The following is a 24810-nucleotide window of genomic DNA, read 5'->3' on the forward strand; positions in this document are numbered from 1 at the left end:
CAGACTAATATCCCGGATTCTGTTCCAACCCCGGATAATAAGAAATTTCCCGCTGGGGAATCGGGAAAAGATGGCTTGTCCCGATCGTATAGGTCAGAAAATCCTCATCTCGTTCAGCCAAGGCATTGACCCCTGCCTGTGTGTAAATATCCCCCCAACGGTCTAGATCGTTAAACCGCAGGCATTCGCCGCACAGCTCCATCACACGCTCATGCTTGATCCGCGCAAGCAGCAGATCGTAAGAACCGAAGTCACTGGCATTCAAGTCGGTCATGTTGACACGACGCCTTACCTTGTTGATATACTCGACAGCTGTTGAGCGATCCGTACCAAGTTCGTTCAATATCTCGGCATAATTAAGATAAACCTCCGCCAGACGGATCATGCGATAGTTAATGTCGGAAGAATAACGTTCCGTGTATCCAGTCTTGCTATCGACTTGCGAATATTTGCGCCAATAACAAGGCTTCGCAAAATGGTTGATCGAATCAAGCTGGGCCCAGTTCTTGCCATGATAAAGAATTTCATCGACATAATCGGGATCTTCATAGAACAATGTATAATGCTTACGGATATCCACCTTTCCATCCTTGTCTGGCTCTAGATCGAACTCGTCCAACAACCACTGGCGTGGAGAGACATCGTCCCAAGCCGCGCCTCCCGAAGAGGCCAGATACAAGCCTAAATATTGCGGACGGTGCAAGCCGGAATAATCACCCATATAAGAATTTGTCCCCGTGTACTTGTAAGGGAGTTCGAAGATCGACTCGGAATTGAACTCATTCCGGCTGGTAAAATTATCCACATAATCCGGCACAAGGGAATAGATGCCAAGGGCGAAGATGTCTTCGCAGTTCTTTTTGGCCGCCGTCCAAAAAGCCGTGGCCTCGGACGAATGGGAAGCCGCCATCGCATCGACCGACGAAGGCCGTTTGCAATAGCCGGCAAGTTGCATGTTGATCCGACACATCATGCCGTAAGCACCACCCTTCGTCACACGTCCAAGATCGGCTTCCGGCCACGTGACAGGCAACAATGCCGAAGCTGCTTCGAAGTCTTTCAGAGCAAACATATAACTGTCATACTGGTTCATGATGCCATCACCTATTCCGTCTGAAGTCGAAGCAGTCGTTTGCTTCACACTCTGCCCATACAACGAAGCCATCCACCAATAGGCCGACGCCCGAATAAACAAAGCTTGCCCCTTGATTTCATTGAAACGGTCGCCAGCCAAGACAGCTTCACCCTTTTCATTCAAAGCGTCCAAGACCTGGTTAGCAAAATAAATCTGGGTATAGGCATCGCGCCAAGGGTAAGCATAAGCCGTCGAATTGTTGGCTATATAAGGGCTATGCAGGAAATTCCCATAAGAGGGAATGATCGTGTTCGGCGAAGTGGAATACCCCTCGTCGCTACGCAACACGTTGATCTGATGATACCAACGGGCAAAACCGCCTTCACTCTGCCGTTGATACCGATAAGCCGCGGCAAGCCCCGATTCGAAATCGTTTTCAGTTTGCCAGTAATTGTCCACCGTATACCGGTTCGGATCGCTGAGAGACAACCAATCGTCGCTACAAGAAATACCCCCTGAAAGGAGCAACAAGCCGGCGAACCAAACAACTATATTTCTATTGATTATATTCTTCATAATCTTGTCTTAATAAATAATTTGATTTAACATTAGAATGAAACCTGCAAACCGAACGTGTATTGACGTGCATTGGGATATTGCCCCGAATCGTATCCTTGAGCAAACACATTCGTGCAAATCAATTCAGGATCATATCCTTTATACTTCGTAATGGTCCAAAGATTCTGCGCACTGACATATACACGCAGACGCTGCACGAAAAACTTCCGGCTCAAAGTTTCCGGCAGGCTGTATCCGAGTTGCAAATTCTTGAGCTTCAAAAATGACCCATTCTCAAGGAAACGCGTGGTGTTCCCTTTCGTATTGTCACTCGCATTGGCATACATACGCGGATTCTCATTCGACGGATTGTCCCACGTCCAAGGAAAATAATCGCTCGGCATATTGTTCACAAACGATGCCAACGTCCCCTGGCGGACAGAATTATAAATTTTGTTTCCATACCGGGATGTCCAAAGCATATTAAAATCAAACCCTTTATATTCGACTGTAGCATTCAGCCCGGCCTCGAACTTCGGAAGCGGGGAACCGCAATAAACACGGTCGTCATCGTTAATGGAGCCGTTCCCGTCCACATCGACATAGCGCACGTCACCCGGTTGAGCCGTAGCCTGGACAATCTTCACCGTACCGTCTTCCAATGTCGTGGTATGGGCATACACCTCGTCCTTGGACTGGAAAATCCCATCTGTCTGAATCAGATAAAAATCACCAATCGAACGACCGACTTCCGTACGGCTGTAAGAGGAATCATAAAAATCAGCATCACCTAAACGGAGAACTTTATTCCGGACAGTCGAAATGTTCGCGCTGACCGAATACGAAACATCGTCCACATGGTCGCGCCATCCCAGATTGAACTCAATCCCTTTATTACGGATCTTCCCGTAATTGGTCCATAGGGCGTTCGTACCCGTAGCCCATGCCGTATTGATATTGTAAAGGAGATCGGAAGTTGTCGAATTAAACCATTCGAAGCTACCGAAAAGCCGGCTATTGAGCAAATCGAAATCAACACCGATATTGACGGATGTCTTGGTTTCCCACTTCAAGTTCTGATTGACACGTTGCGTAACAAGCGCTCCTGTCACGACATTTTCATTGTCGGGGCCATACCAGTTCCACATATTCGAAATGCCGATCAAAGGCTGGTAGGACGAAATACCGGGCAGATAAGAATAATTTCCCAACGACTGCATATCACCGATCTTGCCCCAACTACCACGAAGTTTCAAACTGTTAAACACATTGCTGATGTCCGAGTCCTGCCAGAAAGCTTCATTCGACAAATGCCAGCCCAATGAAAACGATGGGAAATAACCGCGACGATTGTCGAGACCGAACTTGGAACATCCGTCTGTACGGAAATTGACCTGAGCCAAATAACGATGGTCGTAATTATAATCCAAGCGCAAGAAATAAGAAAGCATACGGCGTTGTTCCTCGCTCCCTTTCATCGAATTCATAGTCGTACCCAAAGTGATCTCGGCCAAACTGTCATATTGCTGGTCATAGATGCTAGCTGAAAGATTATGCCAAGTCACAACCTCGGACGACATACCGGCCATCGCCGTAATATTATGTTTCCCTATTTCCTGATTATACGTCAATGTATTTTCTAGCAGGAACGTCGAATTGGAACTATTCGATTCCGACAACAGGTTCTCATGGCTAGTGTCGTCATTAAGCCTGATCGACCAATAATGCGACAAGGATTTATTATGCGCCCAGGTTGCATCCAGCCCCATATTGAAATGGTACGTGAAATACTTCAGAAACTTCAAATCCGCGTACACATTGCCAAGCACTCGGTCCGCACGGTTTTTCCCCACCGTTGCCTTTTGGATACCGACCGGATTGGTAATATAAGTAGGAAACATGGCACTTCCATGGCCGAATCCGCCGACATTAGCCTCGTCATATACTGCAATCACCGAAGGCGTTTGCAACGCGTTCAGGAAAGAACCGCCCTGAAGGGGAACCGCGTCCGTATGATAGAACGTAAAGTTTTCTCCGATCGTCAAGGCACCATAAGTGGCATCGCTGTTAAAACGTACACTTGCACGCTGATATGTAGGCCCATCTACCACACCCTTCTGATCCAAGAAACCTCCTCCGATAGACGTGTGCATGTTTTCAGACCCTTGCGTGTACATCAAATTATAATCTTGCGTGATACCCGTCTGGTATACAGCCTTCTGCCAATCCGTATCCGGCAGAGTCATGCCTGCCCCCCCTCCATTGGCGATCACAGGCCAAGGGATCTGGGCATTGATATAGCCCAACTCATTATATTTCATGTATCCGGCGGCATCCATCATATCGATCTTGTTCGACATCTGCGCCACTGAAACATTGGCCGTCACATCAAGCGATGGTTTCCCGGCTTTTCCGCGCTTGGTCGTAATCAAAATCACCCCGTTTGCGCCTCGCGCCCCATAAATAGCTGCAGCAGAAGCATCTTTCAATACTTGCATGGACTCGATCTCGTTCGGATTGATATTCCCGATACCGCTCACGATCAATCCATCGATCACGTATAAAGGCCCCACATTGTTAAACGAGCCGATACCACGGATACGAACATTTGCCGTACTCCCCGGCTGGGAAGATGTCTGGACGGAAACACCCGGAACCTGCCCCTGCAACATAGAAGCAGCATCGGTATTAGGTAACTTCTTGGCAGCCTCCATATTTACAACACCGACCGAACCAGTCAGATCTACTTTCTTCTGTGTGCCGTAGCCAATTACGACAACTTCCTCTAAAGCCTGTGAGTCCTCAGTCAAGATTATTTTCAATTTCGTCTCATCCCCTACTTTGACCAACCGGGTCACGAATCCTATATAAGAGACTTTTAAGGTAACCCCTTTTTCCACATTCAAAGTGAACACTCCGTCGATATCAGTGATCGTACCATTCGTCGTACCATCAACCGACACGTTTACTCCCGTTAAAGGTTCACCGGTTTGGCTTTCCACTGTTCCGGTAACGCTCTTCATCGTTTGTGCATATCCACATACAATGCAGAGACTCATCATCAGAACTCCCGCGATGGTTTTATTTATAATATGTATAATCGATTTATTTAAATCATTTTTCATTATATTCGTACGTTTAATAGTTAACTAAACAAGCAACTCACACATTGCTCATATATTTACCGGACTTCACATCATGATGCCATTCCGGTTTGTCACATCCATCATACCTTCCTCATAGGCATATCGTTTTAAGATTAATACCATGAGCAAGGTCATATTTGTCAAGACAAAGTAATCCTACTATACGATGAATATAATTCCGCGATGAAATTGCGGAATTAATCACAAGTACTTGTGATCCCGCCACATTATATTCTAATGTCTTCATAAGACCATTGCTATTTCTTATACCAAAAACATTCACCCCAGGTCATCAGACAATTCGGTTTTCGCACATCCTCCAATTTGACATACGAAGCCCAATAAGATTCACGATGATCGATTGTATGCCCCAACTCATTCTCATGACCGGTAAGAACAAGTTTCGGATTGAAACCGTCGATCGTATCTGACAGACGATTAGCCCAGCAATTGATCATCAAGACATCGACTTCCGGGATTTTTTTATACACGGTCAATAACCACTTCAAGTCTTCCTTATTATATTGGTCACCTGTCTGGACAAAAGTAAAACCTTCTGATGTTGTTACCACATGGATGTTGTTCATCATCTCGCTTTGATGTCCGGGAAGTATCTTGACCTTTAATTTACTCCTTTTCAATTTAAACTTCTTGTCCATAATTTGCTCTGAACGTACATGAGTAACAGCCCCATTACCCATCAAGACATCCGTTGGAGCCACAACCTCTTTCCCTGCATCCGTAAACATCTTCACAACTACAGGATCTACATGATCCGGATGATTGTGCGAAAGAAACATGATATCGCATTGCTCGGCGATGGCACGCATTTTTCCGTCTGATATCAAATGTCCCCCCTCTTTCATTTTTCCTCCTCTATATAAGTCAAAAGCAACCGTTGCACTTTTGGTCCTGACAATAAAACCGTCATTATATAGCTTATAAACCTTCATGCCTTCCGTCAACGGCAGCTTCAGATCTTCGAGGACGCTGTTCAAACGTACATCCGCAAAATCTGAAAGCACCTTGCTTCCATCCAATCGTGTATCATGGAAAATACCATCCAACAACAATAAAGCAGATTTACGTGCCAACGCAGGTTCACCTACCGAGGGCATATTTTCTTTCAGAAGAACATCCACCAACCGGAATATCTTTTCAGTCTGGTTTACCAAATAAACTTCTTGCTTTCCCCAGAAAGGAGTTGTTTTTTCTTGCTTTTGCGCAAATGATGCGCTTGTCATAAAAAAAAGGAATAATAAAAATAAGTTTTTTTTCATCACAGATATTTATTAAAATTACACAAAGCTACACAACATTCACCATTTCATTCTTTAACAAAACATATTTATTTCCGCAAAAAACACTCCAAAAAGATAAACCCAAAACATAAATATTCGTTTCTTCCCTCATCCTCTTCCAGCCACTATTTGGTCGCTATTTGTTCCATCGGAGATAGAACAAATAGCGAAAAGAGAACGAAGGGAAAATGGAAATTTCCTTCCCCTTTAGTTTTTCGATTCTGGTGTCTTGCTGAAAATAGCGTGAATACGTTTCATGTCGAACTTGGGGGTACGGTCATAATAGTAAATACCGTTTTGTTCCTGTTCCACATCTGTTAATTGTGTATAACAATATCCCCAAATATCATTCGAAAGAGACAACACGACATCCACCTGGCCTTTAAGGCGAGCATAGAACTCTTCCAAAGAACGAGGCGGTTCGCCATAACCCCAAGAGATATTCTGGGCACTCTCCATCTGCTGTACCGGATTCCATTTGATACCGCCAAATTCATCCACCAGATAAGGCATATCTTTCTTATATTCCAGGAAACGGTATTGATCCGTATATTTCAGACCGTTAAAACCGATATTTTTCGGCATCAACTGAATTTCCCATTTCGGAGTCACAAACAATTTACCGTCATTATACAACTGTTTCTTCAACTCTGCCGGATTTTGCTCATAATTATGAATCGTCCAGATATCGGTCGCAATATGTACACCCCCGCTCGTCCCGTGGAAAGGACGCGTCGGGTCGATCATTTTCGTCAAATTGTAGAGGTCATTCATCATACGCGGATATTGCACACGATCCGGCCAGAATTGCTCGTTAGTCGGTGTCCAAATCAGAAGGGACGGATGATTACGGTCGCGTTGCACGATTTCACACCATTCGGTAATGAAATTACGGGCCGTTTCTACATCGTTACAATCCATCCCCCAGCTGGAAGCTTCTCCCCATGTCAGATAACCCAGTTTGTCTGCCCAGTAATAAAAACGTTCTTCAAAAACCTTTTGGTGCAAGCGGGCACCATTGAAACCGGCTTCCATCGCAAGTATGATATCCCGTTTCAAAGCGGTATCGCTCGGTGCTGTCCAAATTCCGTCTGGATAAAAGCCTTGGTCAAGTACCAAACGCTGGTAATAAGGCTGATTATTCAAAAATACTTTATTGCCTTCGATATGAACCTTGCGCATACCGGCATAAGCTTTTACTTCATCGACAACTATGCCGTTTTTATCCAAAACCTTATATTCCAGATCATACAAGAAGGGATTTTCCGGACTCCAAGTCTTCATCTTCCTAACCGGAAGCACAACAGAAGATAACGAGCAAGCTGTAACAGTCTGGCTAGCTACCACTTTTCCATTATCTTTCAGTATTACCTGAAATTTTCCTCCCAATTCTTTGTAAAAACGAGGACGGACCACTATCTGTTGCTGGTCTATGTCTGTCAAAATCTGAACCGATTGTACCCCTTCCGAATGAACGGCCTCCATCCAGACGGTCTGCCAAATACCGGTTGTACGTGTATAGTTGCATGCATACGATTCATATTGCAAGTTTTGCTTTCCAGCCGGTTGCTTAGCTCCACGCACATCACTCTCCACATAAACGACCAAACTATGTGTCTGTCCCGGTTTTACAAAATCCGTAATATCGACAGAAAAAGAGGATGTTCCTCCGAAATGGCGGTTCGCCAATACGCCATCGATATAAACTTCCGACTTATAATATACAGCTCCGAAATTAAGCAAGATGTTCTTTCCGTCCCATTCCTGCGGAATCGATATCGAACGTTGATACCAGAAATGATTGATAAAATCCGTATATCCGATACCGGATAATTTACTTTCCGGACAGAAAGGAACGGTTATCTTTTTATCAAAACCTTTGGACTTATAAAACCCGCGTTCCATACCTGATCCGCCGAAATCGAAAGAGCAAGTCCATTCTCCATTCAAATTGACCCAAGATGCTCGCTCGAATTGCGGACGTGGATATTCCGCACGCGGAACAGCAAACAAAGCAGTTATACAACAAAACAGCAAAAATGTCGAAATATTCAGTATTCGTTTCATATTAATATAAGTTTATTTTAATAGCCAAATTCTCTTTGTCCGAAAATTCAGGTTTCAAAGATATTTTCAAGCCGCTAAAACCTCTTTCAAATATCAATCAAAAGCTTTCAAATATCAATCAAAATCGTACAACTGCCTCTTAAATAGTTTTTTCCGACTTTCGTCTGCCATCTGCAACAAACACACATAACACATTATACACATGAGACTTACCTGGTTGCAGACGACCCGTTTTATCTGCAACCCCATCTGTCACCTCCTTACCCTATCTTTACCACAAAATAACAAGTTCCACGCTTGGTACGTCGGGAAGGATACTTGTTTTTCTGCAACAAACGACCGAAATAAGACAATCGTTTGTTCCCCAGCTTCACACCACTCATCTTTTGCAAATAAAGGATTATTTCAATCGGAGAAAGACATTCGCTTTCCTCATCCGGTAAAGCGGGACGGAAATATTGCAGAAGCAATTGCTCTTCGACAGGCATTTGCTGAAAAACCTCATTACTCTTTGTCGTCGAAAACTCTTCTTCGGAAGTAAACCAATAACGCTCGCCCGCAGCTAAAGCAGCCGACGCCTGTGCATACAACTGCTCGTAATCTATTGCATATGAATTATCGATCGTACCGGTTATTTCAATACAAATAAAACGGCGGCTTCCGGTAGGATCAGACAACAAATCGTAATTATTGCAGGTAGCAATGAAAGAAGCATAACGATGCAACGCGTCGACACTCCGCTTATAAGGCTGACGAGCATTGACCACCGGCTTTTGCAGGACATGTTTCAAAAAACTCTGGTAAGCGGAACTAACCGAATCGAACTCGTCGATATTAATAAGGGCAAAACGGCTTAACATCAATTCCGCATTCCGCTTGTTACCGAAATCAATGCTATCGGTATAATATATACGCAAAGAAGGAGGCAACAAATTCCGACACCAGGTAGACTTGCCACATCCTTGCGGGCCCACCAGTAACGGCAACGAACTGTTCGCATGCAGATGCTCACGCCTGTGCCAATGCATAACCATACTCAAAAACCAAATATAAAACAAATCCCTCCAATGCGGATTGCCGGTCGGTAACGTATCCGCCAAAGCACGGATATGATCTTTTCCGTCCCAAGCAGGCAAATGATCCAGAAAGTCGTCCAACGGATGAAAAACAGGTGCACGATCCGAATAAACATACCGCTTCACATCCCTGTCCCACAAAGCCAGCCCCTCGGACTGAGCATTCAGCCCGATAGTGTTCAGGACGGTATCCGTTACCGGAGCAAACCGGATATAATAAGACCCGCGGGCACGGAACTCCACATCTCCGGTCAGCATATTCCGGCGGAATTCATAACGCCGTTTCATAAACTCATCTGTTTTAACAGCCATCAACTGTTCCTGGGGAATAGAAAATTTCTTCCCGAAATTCCTGGATAACAAATAAGCCGTATGTATCGTTTCCCTTATCTCTTCCTCAAAAAACTTCAGATCCCGGTATATCATCGTCCAGCGGACAGCATCTTCTTCCGGGATACCCGAATGGAAACAGTTCTCAGCCAACCGGATCAGAAAAGGCCTGACCTCTTTTCCCTCATCCAAGCCACCGGTCTTATCCAATGCATCCAGCACACAAGCATTATATAAGCGGGAAATAATATGGCTACGCTCATAACCGGGCATTAACCGCAATAAAGGGTCTTCATTTTTTCCGACTGCCTCCCTATAAGTAGTTTCAGCAACCAATTGCATCGGTTGCTCTTGCGTCAGCGGGATAGCCGAAGGGTTATAATAGACTTCCGGATCGTACGAATGTCTGCATCCCTGTTCCAAAGACAGGTTTTCAAAAGGGATATCCCATTGTAACTGAGCACGGTAATAGTTCACCGCACGACGGCAAGCCGACGCATGAAAGAGTTCTGCCAACTCTTTCGTTTGCGGTAAAGAACCATCCGGCAACGTAAACGGAAGCAAAATTTTTACACTTTTACCACTCGATCCCGTAAAAGCAGCCAGTGTTTGCGGAGCTTCCGAAGCCAGTTTCTTTATCCTTGCCACTTCCCCACTATCGGCCAGATTATTAACCTGCACCAACACAAGACCATTGTATACACTAAAATTCAGGCTATTATCTTTTTTCCTGAATAAGGCTGCAAACATTAATACGGGGATCTTTCCGGCATGGATATTTTTGTTTCCGGGCATTATGCTTATAAGCGATTCTCTTAACAGACCTATTTCCCGGCTATACTCTCCATGCCCTATTGTAGCCATGACAAGATTCAACTCTATATTTTTCAGCGACTTACCATCACCTTTTACTTGTGTTATTTTCATAAATACCGTTATTTTATTAGACATACGGATGACAGATGGCAGATACGGTTGCAGATAACACTCTATCATCTGCAATACCTAACAAAGTATTTTTCAACTATTTACTTTAAAAAGTGGCAGATGACAGATAAATTCCTGAAACTTTATGTACAACCTTATTTCAGCCTCGTAAACTCAATATCGCTCAGCCGGTCTTTCAGCTTCGGACTAGGTTTGAAGCCTATCCCCTTCAGTTTAATGGATTCAGCGCGAATTTTAGACGGTTCTTCCACATCGCGATTCGGCTGGGCGGTCACCGAGAAGGTGCCCAGACCGTCGATCGTCACCGTATTGCCTTCTTTCAAGGCTTCCGATATCAAAAGAGTCAGATTTTCGATCATCCCTTTAACATCCCCATACGTGAAAGTACTGGCATCGGCCATTTGTTCTGCCAACATATCGAGGTTGACATTACCATAACTTACGGTGGTAACCGAATACTTTACCTGCTCTTTGCCGGTAATATTATCATTGATTTTTGTGAGTTTGTACCTTACTGCCATGCGGTTCCCTTTCTTTTAGATTTAATATTACTACTAGTTACTTCAAAGGTTACTACCTTTTATCTCATTGATTACTAGTTAGTAAAACCAAGGTGTACAGGATAATTGAATAAGGTGTACAGGCTGGCCGACCAGGGTGTACAGGATAATCAGCCAGGGTGTACAGGATGATATTACTAAGTCAGGACTAAAGGTATAAAATATAAGGAGACATACAATAGTTTATCCTATATTTTTATCTTCTATTGCCGTTTATGTTAATAACAACACTTCGATTTTTCAAACTAAGACACAATAAACGTCACCTGGAAACCGGGCACAGGCCGTTCAGCCAAACAAAGGTCCCGGCCTTGCCGAACCATCATCTGCCGGGAAAGTGACAAGCCGATACCCGAACCATTCTTTTTGGTTGTAAAGAACGGAACAAAAATCTCCCGCTCGACATCTGCCGGAATAGGCGCACCGTTATTGCTGATCCACAACTCCTTATACCAACGCACATCCATAGTCGTCGCCCCGGCTTCGCAGGCATTCTTGACCAGATTGATCAACACCTGGCGCAACATATTCTCATCCGTAAACATCGTGACAGCCAAAGGGATGGAAATATGCCACTCCAAATCCGGATAAAGCGTCCGAATTCTTTCCACGAAAGCGGCCAATGGGATCTCCACAAGAACCGGCTCCTGCAACTCTGCCAGTTTCCGGTAACTGTCCACAAACAAGGCAAGCCCCCGGCTGGTCTCATGAATGGCACGGACTCCCTCCTCGTAAACTGTCCCCGCAATCGCAGGATTATCCAAATAGGCCTGGCTGATGCTGGCAATCGGTGTCGTAGCATTCATGATTTCATGGGTGAGCACACGAGTCAGACGCTGCCACGATTCCACTTCGTTGCGGGCAAGCAGCACGCCTATATCCTTACCTGTTTCGTTAAGGGCTTCCTGCAACGCCCGTTCTCCGAAGAACAGACCTTTTACAGGAAGACGGAACGTGAACTCTTCATTGCGAATCGCCTCACGCATCAGATGCGCCCGGTCTCTCAGCAACACCTGATGACGATAAAACCATCCGAAGAAGACAACAACGACCACCAAAAAAGAGACTATCAGAATCATAGTTTTTTCATTTTAGCATACAACGTCTGCCGGGTAATCCCCAACAGTTCGGCAGCCCGGCTGATGTTGCCGTGGCAACGCTCCACGACCTTATGCACATGTTCCGCCTCGACTTGTTCCAACGAAACCACTTTCCGGCCGGCATCAATCGCATCTTTCAGGACACGGATCAACTCCTGGTTGTCCCAAGGCTTGGTAACAAAGTCTGCCGCTCCCATCTTCAACCCGCGCACCGCCAATTTGATATCAGCGTATGCCGTCACCAGCACCACCGGAATGGCCGGATGCTTCTTATGGATTGCCCGAAGCCAAAGCAAGCCGTCTTGTCCGGAGTTTCCCCCTTGCGTGAAGTTCATGTCGAGCAAAATCACATCCACCTCCTCTTGTGCCAATACCGTAAGAAGCGTGTCGGGAGAAACAAGCGTCAATACTTTATCAAACTCACCGGCCAAACAGATCCTGACTGCCGTAAGAATCGCCGGATTATCATCCACCACCAATATCGTCCTGTAATTCGCCATATCCGATTCGTTTAGATTACCTTCATTTATCAGAGGCAAAGGTACGGAAAAAGGCTGTATGAATATCATACAAACAGGTGTATGATTTTCATACAAACTGCTCTAACCGCGCTTTACATCCATTGCCGAATGCCGGCAACCTTATACATTTGCAACAAATAAAACAATGAACAAAGATGAAATCGTACTTCACTTTTCTCAGCCGCAACAAGCTCTACACGGCTATCCAGTTCTTCGGACTGGCCATCGCATTGGGAGTCGTCCTCCTCTTAACGTTATACGCTAAAACCGAATTCAATATCGGTAACAGACAGCCATACTCCCACCAATTGTATGCCATCGGCTACGGCGATGGCATCGGTATGACGGTCGGTACCGCCCCGGAATTATTCCCTTCCATTCCGGAAATAAAAGAATGGACACGCCTCATCAACAACGAGCTGACAGACTTGACCATAGACAACAACTACTACCAGGTGAACAGCCTTGCCGTCGATTCCAACTTCTTCCGGCTGATGGACTATCCGCTCATCGGATGTGAACGCGACAAGGTACTGAACGGAACAAACGAGGCCATCATCTCCGAACCGTTCGCCCGTAAAGTATTCGGCAATGAAGATCCTATCGGACGCACAATCATGTACCTGAACCAGACACCGCTACGGGTCGTCGGGATTCTCCCGACTTTCGATCCGACAGAACTGTTGAAGCCGGTTGACCTCCTGGTCCCTATCAGATTGGTGGAAAAGACTTATTCCTGGATGGATAACTTCGGTTCAACCCAAACATTTGTCACATTGACAGAAGATGCAATCCCCGGCATCGTCACCCGAAAACTGCTCGACAGCTATAAAAGTTATTGGGATTATTGGAAAGAAGACAACAGCACGAACAACTTTACATGGGGTTCATCACTCACACGCATGGACGAAATATACTTTTCACCCTTGAACCATTACACTCCTTTCCGCAACGGGACACGGAAACAGGTTCAAATCTTATTGGCCATCGCGATGATCTTGCTCCTTTCAGCCGTCTTCAACTACATCAACCTGACCGTGTCGCAAACCGGCAAGCGGGCACATGAGATGGCGACTCGACGGTTGATGGGCGATTCTGCCGGGCAAATCGTGTTGCGCTACCTCGCCGAGTCGGCAATCTTCACAACCGGGTGCTTCATCGGCGGATGCCTCATCGCCGTCATTGCCAAACCCTATTTCGAATACTTGCTCTCTACCCAAATCGCCATGTCGCTTTCTCCCGCAACGGTGGCCTACGCCCTGCTGTTATTAGTTGGAATCACCGGTATATCAGGATTAGTACCGGCACTCATCATTCGCAAATACAGCCCGATAGATATTGTAAAGGGGAACTTCCGCTTGCAGAACAAGCAACTGTTCAGCCGCCTGTTCATCATCGTGCAGAACGTGATCAGCACGTTCCTCATTACGTTGGGACTGACAATGGCCGTCCAAATACACTACCTTGCTACCCTGCCGACCGGCTATAATACCGATCTGGTCTTTGTACGGGCCTGGGATTTAGGACCGACCTACGACAAACAAGCCATCCTCCAGAAACGTTTGCAGGCATTGCCCCAGGTGGCAGAAGTGGCGTTGGCACGGAAACTGCCTTTCGTCAGCGGCCACGATGGCGTACGCCAGCCGGACGAAGAGGGAATGTCATGGCTCCACCTCTCGGATGTGGACAGCACTGCATTCCGGATGTTGGGCTTCGAAGTGACAGAACGCTGGTCGGACCCGCTACCCGGCATGGTTTGGGTAACGGAAGAGACCTGCCGCCGTTATAACCTTTCGGCCGACAACCCCCATTTCGGAAAGAACGGTGACGAGGGCGGCTACCGGTATAACGTCTGTGGTGTTATCCGTGATTACCGTTCACTCATGCCGTTAAACACTCCGACACCCGATTCGCACGGAGCGGTCGGGGTGATGGACCCGCAAGGCTATGTGATCAGCCAAGTCGTCCGGACCCAAGGTAACCGGTCGGAAGCTTTGGCCGCCATCCGCCATACCTGTCGGGAAGTGTCCAAAGAGGTGATCGGGATGCCGAAAGACCTGGAAGCCGATTATATAGATGATTATCTGGACAAAGATTTGACACACGAGAAGAACATCGTGATGCTCGTCCTTTGCTTCATGGTCATCTCCATCCTCATCTCTGCCATGGGATTGTTTGCCATGTCGATAAGCTACACCGAACAGCAAAGCAAGCGGATTGCTTTGTGCAAAGTGATGGGAGCCGAAACAAGCGGTGCGGTATGGGAACTTTCCAAACGATTCATGATGCTCTCGTTGCTTGCCGCCTGCTTCGCCCTGCCCATCAGTTTGAAAGCGGTTCAAATCAGTTTGGAGTCATTCTATAACCGCATCGCCTTCCCGTGGCACCTCATAGCCGCGGCTGTTTTGGCAACCATAGTTATCGCTTTCGTGTCAATCATCAGTCAAACTTTGAAAGTCGCCCGCCGCAACCCTATAAAAAGCATCCGGACGGAATAAAAGCAACAGTATATAACAGGTAACATCATTATAAAAAACGAAACGAGTCATGATTAAAATAAAGAATCTCAGCAAAAGCTTCCGGACGGAAGAAATAGAAACCATCGCACTCAACGGCGTAAGCATGAAAGTGAAAAAGGGCGAGTTCGTCGCCATCATGGGTCCAAGCGGATGCGGCAAATCGACCTTGCTGCATATTCTCGGTCTGCTGGACAACCCGGACGAAGGCAGCTACCTGTTGGATGGGGAAGAAATGGGACACTTGAAAGAGAAAGACCGAACCCGTTACCGCAAAGGACGTATCGGGTTCGTCTTCCAGAGTTTCAACCTCATCGACGAGCTGACGGTGGAAGAAAACATAGACCTCCAACTGAAATATCTTGGCGTACCTAAAGCCGAACGCAAACAGCAGGTACTTGACATCCTGCGCAAAGTACGCCTCAGCCAACGCGCCAAACATTACCCGCAACAACTCTCCGGAGGCCAACAGCAACGAGTAGCCATCGCCCGCGCCGTGGTAGGCAAACCTAAATTGATTTTGGCCGACGAGCCGACCGGCAACCTCGACTCCAAGAACAGTCTCGAAATAATGAAACTGCTCAGTCAGTTGAATGCCGAAGGAACGACTATCGTCATGGTGACACACTCACAGCACGATGCCACATACGCCGACTACATCATCAATCTTTTTGACGGACAAATTGTCAATGAGTTGGATGGAATACTTTGATGCCTATAACATTCTCTCAATGTCATATAGGATTATTCCCCAATTTCGTCTGCTATCTGCAACAAACGGCAGGACATGTCGCTTCATTCCCGGATTACCAACGATTATCATGAATTCTGTCCTCTATCCGAATTTCTTTCTGTTTACAGATATGTGCGTTTTCGGCCGGATAACCGATAGCAAGATAACAGGTAAACTCATATCCATCGGGGGCTTTAACCAGTTGTTTTACATGTTCCGGTTCGTTGCCGATGGGAATACGGAAAGCACATGCCAATCCTTCTGCCGTTGCTGCCAACAGCATATTTTCAACGGCAGCCCACGCCGAAGCGAAATAGTTGAGCGAACTTTGGTCGGCAGGTTGACACAGAGGATAATCCTTTTGCCGGAAAAACGGCAGAACAAGGCAATTGCTCTGCATAAGCATACGTTGCTGCTTGGGCAACGCATCGGTAAACATGGCGTGCTCATCTTTGTCCATCACACCGGCAGCAGCGTTAAGTCCTGTCTGCTGAATATTTTTAGTGTTTTGTGCCACAGGCGATACGAGTCGGGCAATATTCTCTTGTCCTCTCACCACAACAAATTCAAACTGACGCAAATGGTCATTGGTAGGAGCTTTAAATGCAGCCGACAATACCTTCTTCAATACTTCGTCCGTAACTTCTTTATCAGAAAAATCCCGGATAGTTCTTCTTTTCTCTAATATTTGATAGAAATCCATAACAATACATTTTATTGGTTATACTTATCGTTTCCGGCAACAAAGTTATCCGGCTTTCTTGTTACATATTTGTGATATTGTTTCGTATACTTGTCGTATATTTGCATTCGGATCATTTTAAGCATACCTTTATGGAAGATACTGCTATTCCTTACGAATTGCCCGAGGTGGAAAATCATTCGTTTTTCTTTATAGACCAACGGGTAGAAACGGGTCTCGAGGCCAAATTGCATCAACATGATGCATGGGAATTGTATTATGTTGTCCACGGGTATGGTAACCGGATGGCAGGCGACACTTTACAACCCTTTGAAGCTGGCGATGTGGCATTGATACCTCCGTCCATGCTCCACCGCTGGGAGTATACGCCGGATTCAGCGGACGAAGAAGGCCATGTCCGTTATCTGATGGTAGCTTTCAGTCATTCACTGGTAGAACGGTGCATGCAGGTATTTCCCGAACTGCGCAACCATCTGAAAAACATTACATTTCCAGTCAATGCACTGAAGTTCGGTTCCAAAAGTTCACGAACCATCCGCCGGATATTATCACGGATGAACAACCTGAACGAGTTGGGACGCTTGTGCGAAATGTTCCGTCTGCTGCCAGTCATTTTCACCTCCTCCGACCACATGTTTGCAGGCAGGCCGATGCGCATCGAACGGGATGTACGTCGTATGCAGCAAATATGTAGCTATGTGATGGCTCACTACGTCCACACTATTTCGTTGGATGATATTGCCGCCGAAGTAGGTATGAACCGCTCTGCTTTCTGTTCTTACTTTAAGCGTTGTAAAGGAATAACTTTTTCGCAGTATGTAACTCAATACCGTTTAAATACAGCCTGCAAACTTTTGAAACATTCACAGAAGCAAGTATCCGAAATATGTTTCACGGTAGGATTCAATGATTTACCTCACTTTGTCCGGGTTTTCACAAATAATATAGGAGTCTCTCCCAGCAGGTACAGAAAACAATTTCAATAATTATCTTATATCGTTTTCCCTTTTGTCTGTTATCTTCATTTGTCTTCACAACTGATTGGACTTGCTTGTGCCGAAGCATTTGCCGGGGGAGTCAAAAACGAAGGCTGCGGGATTCATATCCGACAGCCTTCCACATTAACCCTTAACTTTAATCAACTGGATTACCAGGAAATTCGTTCCGGCAGTTTCAACATAATAATACGTTAGTAACCGGAATTCTGTTTCAGGTTCGGATTCTTATCCATGCTGTCCTGCGGGATCGGCAGATAACGGTTCTTGGCAGCAAACTCACGGTTTTCAATCAGGTCCTTGCCTGTTACGACGGCACGTTTATAAGGATCTGTCTCGTTGTAATCGATTGTACCGACGATACGGTTTAACGGGCCGTTCAATAATGTTTCGGCCAACATCTTTCCTGCGGCATCTTTCCAACGCAGAATATCTGCACGACGCAAGCCTTCACCCGCCAATTCAATGCAGCGCTCACGACGAATCAGCTCACGCAATGTTTCTTTCGTGCTGTACCTGGCTCTGTCCACAACAGGCATGCCGGCACGGGTACGGATCTGATCCAGATAATCATATACCTGGGCGGAAGGGCCGTTCAATTCATTCTCCGCTTCGGCATACGACAACAAAACTTCGGCATACCGGAACACGATCACACAAGTTCCGGTACTCCACATATTGGGATACTGGTCGATGGGGTCCAGATATTTCGCCCAAGTCAGACTGGATTTCGAAGCATTGTCGGTGTAGGTGGGATAGTTCTTATTATCCGACTTATCCGCCAGTGTTTTATCCAGCGTGTTCAGCACCGAACCTCTCCAGTCCTGTCCCGGATAAAGAATACTCATCGCCATACGGGGATCGCGGTTGGCAAACGGATGGGCCGCATCATACAGGTTCGACTCTTCCTTCGTTTTACCGTCTGTCATTTCATACATATCCACCAGGTTCTGGGTGGGGACGATAGAGGACCAACCGCCGTCTACATTATTATACATCTGGCCGATAACTCCCAAACCGAATGTATTAGGGATACGCTGGTCGGCAATGATCACCTCTTTCGAATCTGTGCCAGTGAGCTTGAACAAATTGGAATAATCGGGTTCCAGTTCATACTGCTTCAGGTCAATGATGGCCTGGGCAGCCTCTTTAGCCTTCTGCCATTCTCCATAATACAAAGCCTCACGCATCTTTATTGCCAGTACACCGCCTTTGCCGATGCGTCCGCGGGCAGCCGGTGTCGTATTAATACCCGTCAAAGCATCTTCCAGGTCTTTGGCTATCTGCTGACGAACTTCTTCTTCGGTATTACGGGGCACCTGGGCTTCTTCAGCTGACTGATAAGAGCCGATGATAGGCACACCGCCATACCACCAGTTCATCTGGAAGTATTTATAAGCACGAATCGCTTTCGCCTGTGCAACCAGGTCATTCTTTGTTGCTTCCGACTTGAATGTTACATTGTCGATATTCTCCAGCACGGTGTTGCAACGGCGGATAGTCGTGAAGCTATAAAATGAACTGCCGGGGTTGGAGCTTGACAAAGAACCGTCACCCCAGGGGCGCCAACCTTCCCACGGAAAGTTGTTGTAAGCAATATCTGAACCACAATCGAGATAGAGAATAGCGGTCGGATCCCACAGACCGTTATAACATCCCACCACGAAACTTTCAGCATCCGTTTCGGTCTTCCAGGTGGTGGAAGGAGACAATGCATCATGTGGAGCCGTATCCAGAAAGTCCGAGCAGGATGTAGATAAAAACGCTGCTCCGGCCATTAAATATATTGATAATCGTTTCATAAAATTCAACTTATATTAGATAGTCATTAATAGTTTAGAACGTAACATTTACTCCGAATGAATGGGTAGTAGACAAAGGATAGCTTGACAAACGGGTGCTGACTGTCTCCGGGTCTACATTCAACGGCATAGAATCGAATGTCAGCAGGTTCTCAGCCGAATAATAAATCCTCAGGCTTTGAATACCGGCTTTTTCTATCAGGCTTTTCGGGAAGGTGTAGCCTAACTGTGCAGTCTTCAGACGCAGATAGCTCGTATTCATGATCCAGAAGTCAGACATGACAACAGATGCTTCACTCGGTGACTTACGGGCTTCTGCTACACGGGGCATACTTGCTCCTTTATTTTCGGGTGTCCATGAGTCCAGCCAGGCTGTTGAAGGGTGGCCGGCGCTGCCGGAAAATTCACCGAAGGCTTCTTTAGTATAAGCGAAACCGACGTTTGCCGCACCGGTAAAGTTCAGCGTCAGGTCGAAGTTCTTATAAGCACCGTTCAGGTTCAGACCGAATGTCATCACCGGATCTTTTGTCTTATAGAGTTCACGGTCTTCGGCTGTGATCTTACCGTCATTGTTGGTATCGACATACTTCAGGTCACCCCCTTTAAATTTCAGGCCGAACGGATATCCGTCCTGACCGGCATATTTATCCATCCAGGCTTGTGCCTCTTCGTCCGACTGGAAGAAACCGTCTGTTCTGTACACGAACCAGGAATTAATAGGAGAACCGACCTGACGCATGAAGTCGCCATCAGACATACGGTTAACACCTCCCAGGTTTTCTATCTTATTCTTGTTATAGGCAAAGTTGCCGACTACACCAAACTTCCAGTCACCCCATTGGTTACTGTAGCCCAACTGCATTTCGACACCTCGGTTACGCATGGCACCTACATTATCTTTATAAGCACCCAGCGCAAATTCCGTCGGTACCGGAACTTCCATGATGATATCGGTTGTCTTGCGATCGTAGTAATCGAAAGTAAAGCTGATCTTATTATTGATCATTGCATCTATCCCGATACCCCATGTCGTTGACTTTTCCCACGAAAGGTCTGCTATTTTATAATTACTCTGATAATAACCGGTCGTCAACGCACTTCCGAAAGGATAGTTGGCACCCAGGTTATACGTATTCAACCAGGGATAAAAGTCACCGCCTGTCGGTGTCCCGTCGCTCAAAGCATCCTGGTTACCAAGCATACCCCATGATCCGCGAAGTTTCAGGCTATTCAACCAATTCCTCGTATTTTCCATGAAGCTCTCTTCGCTGATACGCCATGCTGCGGAGAAGGAAGGGAAATATCCCCAACGGTGTCCGGGGGCGAAACGGGAAGAAGCATCCGAACGGAAGTTTGCTTCCAGCAGGTATTTACCGGCATAGTCGTAGTTTACACGACCGAAATAAGAAAGCATATTCAATTTGCGGGTAAAACCTTCGTTGGTTTGGGTAGCCGTAGCACCGGCATTCATATCATCCAGTTCGTTATTCGGGAAGTTTTCGCGGTATTCCTTATTGTAACGCACATCATATTTCTCGGCATGATATCCCAACATCACTTTCAAACCGTGATTACCGAATGTCTTGTCATAGTTCAGCAAAGCATCGAAATTATATCGTGACCAGTTGGTGAAACGTTCTTCCAGGCTGTTCGGACGACTGGCCTGTGCCGGGTCTGTATCCAATTTCATAACGAATGCCTTGAAGTGCTGGTCGTCATTTACATACGAACCGGACACTGTTGCCTTCAGTCCGTCTATGATCTGGTAGTCGACTGCAAGAGAACCGGTAAAGTTCTGGTTGTATTTGTCCACAGTCTGTCCGGAGTCCAGCCAGGCGATAGGGTTACCGTCATTTGTTGCACCATATGTTCCATCCTCATTATAAACCGGAATCATCGGGCTCAGAATATTCAGCTGGCGGATAATCTGGTCCGACCAACCGCCGCCATAATTGGAGTTGGGGTCTTTATAGTCGTTCTTTATATATGACATATTCAAGCGAACCGTCAGTTTCTTCGTGATATTCATATCCAGGTTCGTACGGCCGTTGAATTGTTTACGTTCCGAGTTAGGAAGAATACCGGTTTGTCCCAGATAACCGACAGAAGCCATATATTTCGTATTCTCGGTACCTCCGCTGATATTTACATTGTGTTTATGCAATACACCGGTTTGGTAAGCGGCATCATTCCAGTCTGTGTTCGGATGTCCGTATGGGTCGGAGCCATCCTGAAACAGGCGGATGTCTTCATCACTGTAGCGGTGAGGCTGTCCGTTATCATCGTCGATCCGGTTATACAGCATCGCATATTCGGCCGAACTGACGCGGTCTATTACAGCAGTCGGGCTTGAGACCCCGATATATCCGTTGTAAGTAATACGCGGAGCACCGGTCTTACCGCGTTTGGTCGTTATCAGAATAACTCCGTTGGAGGCTTTCGAACCGTAGATGGCGGCAGAGGAGGCATCCTTCAGGACAGAGATACTTTCGATGTCGTTCGGGTCGATACTGTCCATCGAACCGCTCTCGATCCCGTCGATCAGGATGTAGGGAGATGCGTTATTCAACGTTCCGACACCACGGATACGGATATTACTTCCATCTTCACCAGGACGGCCTTCACCGGCTGTGATCGTCACACCCGGCATCAATCCCTGCAAACCGGAGGATACATTCGAAATCGGTCGGCTTGTCAGTTCTTCGCTTGCCACAGAGGCTACGGCTCCGGACAGGTTGGCTTTCTGCTGGGTACCGTATCCTACCACCACAACTTCGTCCAGCTTTTGCGTATCTTCAGCCAGAGTAATTTTAAGAGTCGATTGTCCTGTGTACTTAATTTCTTGTGTCAGATAGCCGATGAAAGAGATCTGGATCACATCCCCGGCTTTTACATCCAGTACGAAGTTACCATCCATGTCGGTGACAGTACCGTTCGTTGTTCCTTTTACGACAATAGAGGCACCGGCAACAGGGCCGAAATCGTCGTTAACTGTTCCTTTTAAACTCTTTTGTTGCTGAGAAATGTCAACTTTGGATGTTGCCGTACTGTCGGAAGCATGTGCTGTCCCTCCGGAGCACAATGTGGCTGACAACAACAAAAGGCTGACTGGTCTTACGATTTTCAACATAACAATTGCTTTTTGTTTAATAATACTAGTAACTTTATAAATAAGATTTAAGGAGATTAACTCACTTTACTTATAGATTCACCTTATTCATGGTATTAACATTTACTCTTTCTGTAAAAATCTTATCCCTATGAAACCACAGTTCTTACAGAACTATTCTTATTTCACAAATAGCATGGTTTCAGCATATTAATCTAAAGAGACAATCATCTACCTTTATAATGGATTAACTTTAGTTTAAACGTTATTATTATTAAACGATCTCCAACGACTTGACTATTACTGAATAATCTGCACAATTTAATGTTTTATATAAAATTAATATTACATTTGCAGGTCGGTATTAAATTAGTTCTGTAAGAACTCAATACAAAAACGCCACATATCTTATTTTAAAAAAGGCAAAGCAAATGATCAATACAGATACCGCCATCCACCATGCTAATAATCTTTTATATAAATAACCAATTATAACAAATCCGGCGACAATCACCATATATAGTAAGTCCATTATAAGAATACCTTTTACAAAGCTGGATAGAATTATATAAAAACTTATCTGTAACTTTATCGCCATATCTATTATAACCTTAGATAACATGACAAATAAAACTCTATTAAGTACCGTGGTTCTTGCCTCTATGGCACAATTCGCGGCAGCCGGTAATGCCGGTGAACAATCGCATCCCAACATTATTCTGATCCTATGCGACGATATGGGATTTTCAGATTTGGGATGTTACGGAGGAGAAGTTAAGACTCCGAACATTGATTTTTTGGCAGAGAACGGAGTGCGTTTCAGCCAGTTCAAAAACACCGGACGCAGTTGCCCCAGCCGTGCCGCCCTCCTGACCGGACGTTACCAGCATGAAGCGGGAATGGGATGGATGACGGCTGTCGACGAGCACCGGCCCGGATACCGCGGACAGATATCTGCCGATTACCCGACTATCGCCGAAGTCCTCAAAGCAAACGGATATGCGACCTATATGAGTGGGAAATGGCATCTGACAGTACAGGGCGCATTCGATAAACCGAACGGTAGTTATCCCACACAACGAGGGTTCGATAAATATTACGGTTGCCTGAGCGGCGGCGGAAGCTATTACACCCCGACTCCCGTCTATTCGAATACGGACCGTATCACGACATTCCCCGACGACTTTTATTATACAACGGCCATTACGGATTCGGCCGTCAGTTTCATCCGTAGCCATCCGGCCGATGTCCCGATGTTCATGTATCTGGCGCATTATGCCCCTCACAGGCCGTTGCAGGCACCCAAAGAACGGGTGGAAGCATGCCGGCAACGGTATAAAGTAGGATATGACGTCCTGCGCCAACAACGTTTCGACCGCCAGAAAAAGATGGGATTGATGAATACCGGAGATACCCTCCCCATCCATCAGAAAGAATTTGAAGGAGGACGCCCGGCCTGGACAAGTCTCACTCCCGAACAACAGGAAGCATGGATAACCGAAATGGCTACCTATGCCGCCATGATTGAAATAATGGACGACGGTATCGGGGAAGTTATTGCTGCTACCAAAGAAAAAGGACTCTATGAAAACACCGTCTTCCTCTTCCTGAGTGATAACGGTTCAACCAATGAAGGGGGTTTTATTGCCCAATTACTGGCCGACCTGAACAATACGCCTTACAGAAGTTACAAACAATGGTGTTTCCAGGGAGGAACCAGTACGCCTTTTATCGTTATGTACGGCGATCCGCAAAAGAATGTTCTCAAAGGGAAGTTCAATCGCGAATTCAGTCATATTATAGATGTAATGCCGACCTGTCTGGATATGGCTTCGGTTGAATATCCCGGACAATTCAATGATAAAAAGTTGAGTACCACCGAAGGCAGAAGCCTGATACCCGCCGTCCAAAACAAGACGTTGGAACCACGCGACCTGTTTTTCGAACATCAGACCTCATGTGCAATCATTTCGGATGGCTGGAAACTGGTTCGTAACAGCGGCAAACAGTCCTGGGAGTTGATCGACCTGATGAACGATCCGTTTGAAGAAAACGATCAGGCAGCCTTATACCCGGAAAAAGTAAAGGCATTAGAGAGTAAATGGAACCGATGGGCCGAAGAAAAACATGTCTTTCCTTTTGAATACCGTCCCTGGGGAGAACGTATTAATTACTATAAATCGCTCCATCCGGATCAAAGCGGAAAGGATTAAATGTTACAAAAGTCTCACTATGGCACACAGATGACACAGATTAAGCAGATGAACACG

The 24810-nt window shown here is 46.0% G+C and carries 15 protein-coding genes; 4 read left to right on the plus strand and 11 right to left on the minus strand.

What is annotated here, in order from left to right; translation table 11 throughout:
- Positions 1 to 4 precede the first annotated feature (4 nt).
- The 8 genes from C825_RS22350 to C825_RS22385 form a co-directional block, all read right to left on the minus strand.
- On the minus strand, positions 5 to 1651 hold the full coding sequence (locus tag C825_RS22350) for a RagB/SusD family nutrient uptake outer membrane protein (RefSeq protein WP_010800240.1): 1647 nt from the start codon (positions 1649 to 1651) through the stop codon (positions 5 to 7).
- Between the two features lie 32 nt (positions 1652 to 1683).
- The gene (locus tag C825_RS22355; protein ID WP_010800241.1) at positions 1684 to 4758 is read right to left on the minus strand and encodes a SusC/RagA family TonB-linked outer membrane protein; all 3075 of its coding nucleotides are present in this window, start codon (positions 4756 to 4758) and stop codon (positions 1684 to 1686) included.
- Positions 4759 to 5036: 278 nt separating this feature from the next.
- Positions 5037 to 6023, minus strand: coding sequence for an MBL fold metallo-hydrolase (locus C825_RS22360; RefSeq protein ID WP_228100074.1), 987 nt, complete (start codon positions 6021 to 6023; stop codon positions 5037 to 5039).
- A 264-nt stretch (positions 6024 to 6287) separates the two neighbouring features.
- Complete coding sequence (locus tag C825_RS22365; RefSeq protein WP_010800243.1) at positions 6288 to 8147, minus strand: glycoside hydrolase family 2; 1860 nt, start codon at positions 8145 to 8147, stop codon at positions 6288 to 6290.
- A gap of 260 nt (positions 8148 to 8407) precedes the next feature.
- Complete coding sequence (locus C825_RS22370; protein WP_010800244.1) at positions 8408 to 10480, minus strand: BT4734/BF3469 family protein; 2073 nt, start codon at positions 10478 to 10480, stop codon at positions 8408 to 8410.
- 155 nt (positions 10481 to 10635) lie between these two features.
- Complete coding sequence (locus tag C825_RS22375; RefSeq protein WP_010800245.1) at positions 10636 to 11022, minus strand: HU family DNA-binding protein; 387 nt, start codon at positions 11020 to 11022, stop codon at positions 10636 to 10638.
- Between the two features lie 284 nt (positions 11023 to 11306).
- Positions 11307 to 12140, minus strand: a complete 834-nt coding sequence (locus C825_RS22380; RefSeq protein WP_007653606.1) for a sensor histidine kinase — start codon at positions 12138 to 12140, stop codon at positions 11307 to 11309.
- Positions 12137 to 12661 (minus strand): response regulator, encoded by a 525-nt coding sequence (locus tag C825_RS22385; RefSeq protein WP_007653607.1) that lies wholly within the window; start codon positions 12659 to 12661, stop codon positions 12137 to 12139. Before C825_RS22385 ends, C825_RS22380 begins: the two co-directional genes overlap by 4 nt.
- Positions 12662 to 12837: 176 nt before the next feature.
- Here C825_RS22385 and C825_RS22390 point away from each other — a divergent pair, with 176 nt between their 5' ends.
- On the plus strand, positions 12838 to 15180 hold the full coding sequence (locus C825_RS22390) for an ABC transporter permease (RefSeq protein WP_010800246.1): 2343 nt from the start codon (positions 12838 to 12840) through the stop codon (positions 15178 to 15180).
- A 49-nt stretch (positions 15181 to 15229) separates the two neighbouring features.
- Positions 15230 to 15910: an ABC transporter ATP-binding protein gene (locus C825_RS22395; RefSeq protein WP_010800247.1), complete on the plus strand. Its 681-nt coding sequence runs from the start codon at positions 15230 to 15232 to the stop codon at positions 15908 to 15910.
- Positions 15911 to 16004: 94 nt separating this feature from the next.
- Here C825_RS22395 and C825_RS22400 read toward each other — a convergent pair whose 3' ends face one another.
- On the minus strand, positions 16005 to 16634 hold the full coding sequence (locus tag C825_RS22400; protein WP_010800248.1) for a nitroreductase family protein: 630 nt from the start codon (positions 16632 to 16634) through the stop codon (positions 16005 to 16007).
- 131 nt (positions 16635 to 16765) lie between these two features.
- On the opposite strand from C825_RS22400, the gene C825_RS22405 reads away from it, so the two are divergent.
- Positions 16766 to 17620: an AraC family transcriptional regulator gene (locus tag C825_RS22405; RefSeq protein ID WP_044215262.1), complete on the plus strand. Its 855-nt coding sequence runs from the start codon at positions 16766 to 16768 to the stop codon at positions 17618 to 17620.
- Positions 17621 to 17823: 203 nt separating this feature from the next.
- Here C825_RS22405 and C825_RS22410 read toward each other — a convergent pair whose 3' ends face one another.
- Positions 17824 to 19431, minus strand: coding sequence for a RagB/SusD family nutrient uptake outer membrane protein (locus tag C825_RS22410; protein ID WP_010800250.1), 1608 nt, complete (start codon positions 19429 to 19431; stop codon positions 17824 to 17826).
- Between the two features lie 34 nt (positions 19432 to 19465).
- The gene (locus C825_RS22415) at positions 19466 to 22561 is read right to left on the minus strand and encodes a SusC/RagA family TonB-linked outer membrane protein (protein ID WP_010800251.1); all 3096 of its coding nucleotides are present in this window, start codon (positions 22559 to 22561) and stop codon (positions 19466 to 19468) included.
- Positions 22562 to 23160: 599 nt separating this feature from the next.
- On the opposite strand from C825_RS22415, the gene C825_RS22420 reads away from it, so the two are divergent.
- Complete coding sequence (locus tag C825_RS22420; protein WP_010800253.1) at positions 23161 to 24753, plus strand: arylsulfatase; 1593 nt, start codon at positions 23161 to 23163, stop codon at positions 24751 to 24753.
- The last annotated feature ends 57 nt before the right edge of the window (positions 24754 to 24810 follow it).

Source organism: Parabacteroides sp. ASF519, from assembly GCF_000364265.2.
GTDB lineage: Bacteria > Bacteroidota > Bacteroidia > Bacteroidales > Tannerellaceae > Parabacteroides > Parabacteroides goldsteinii.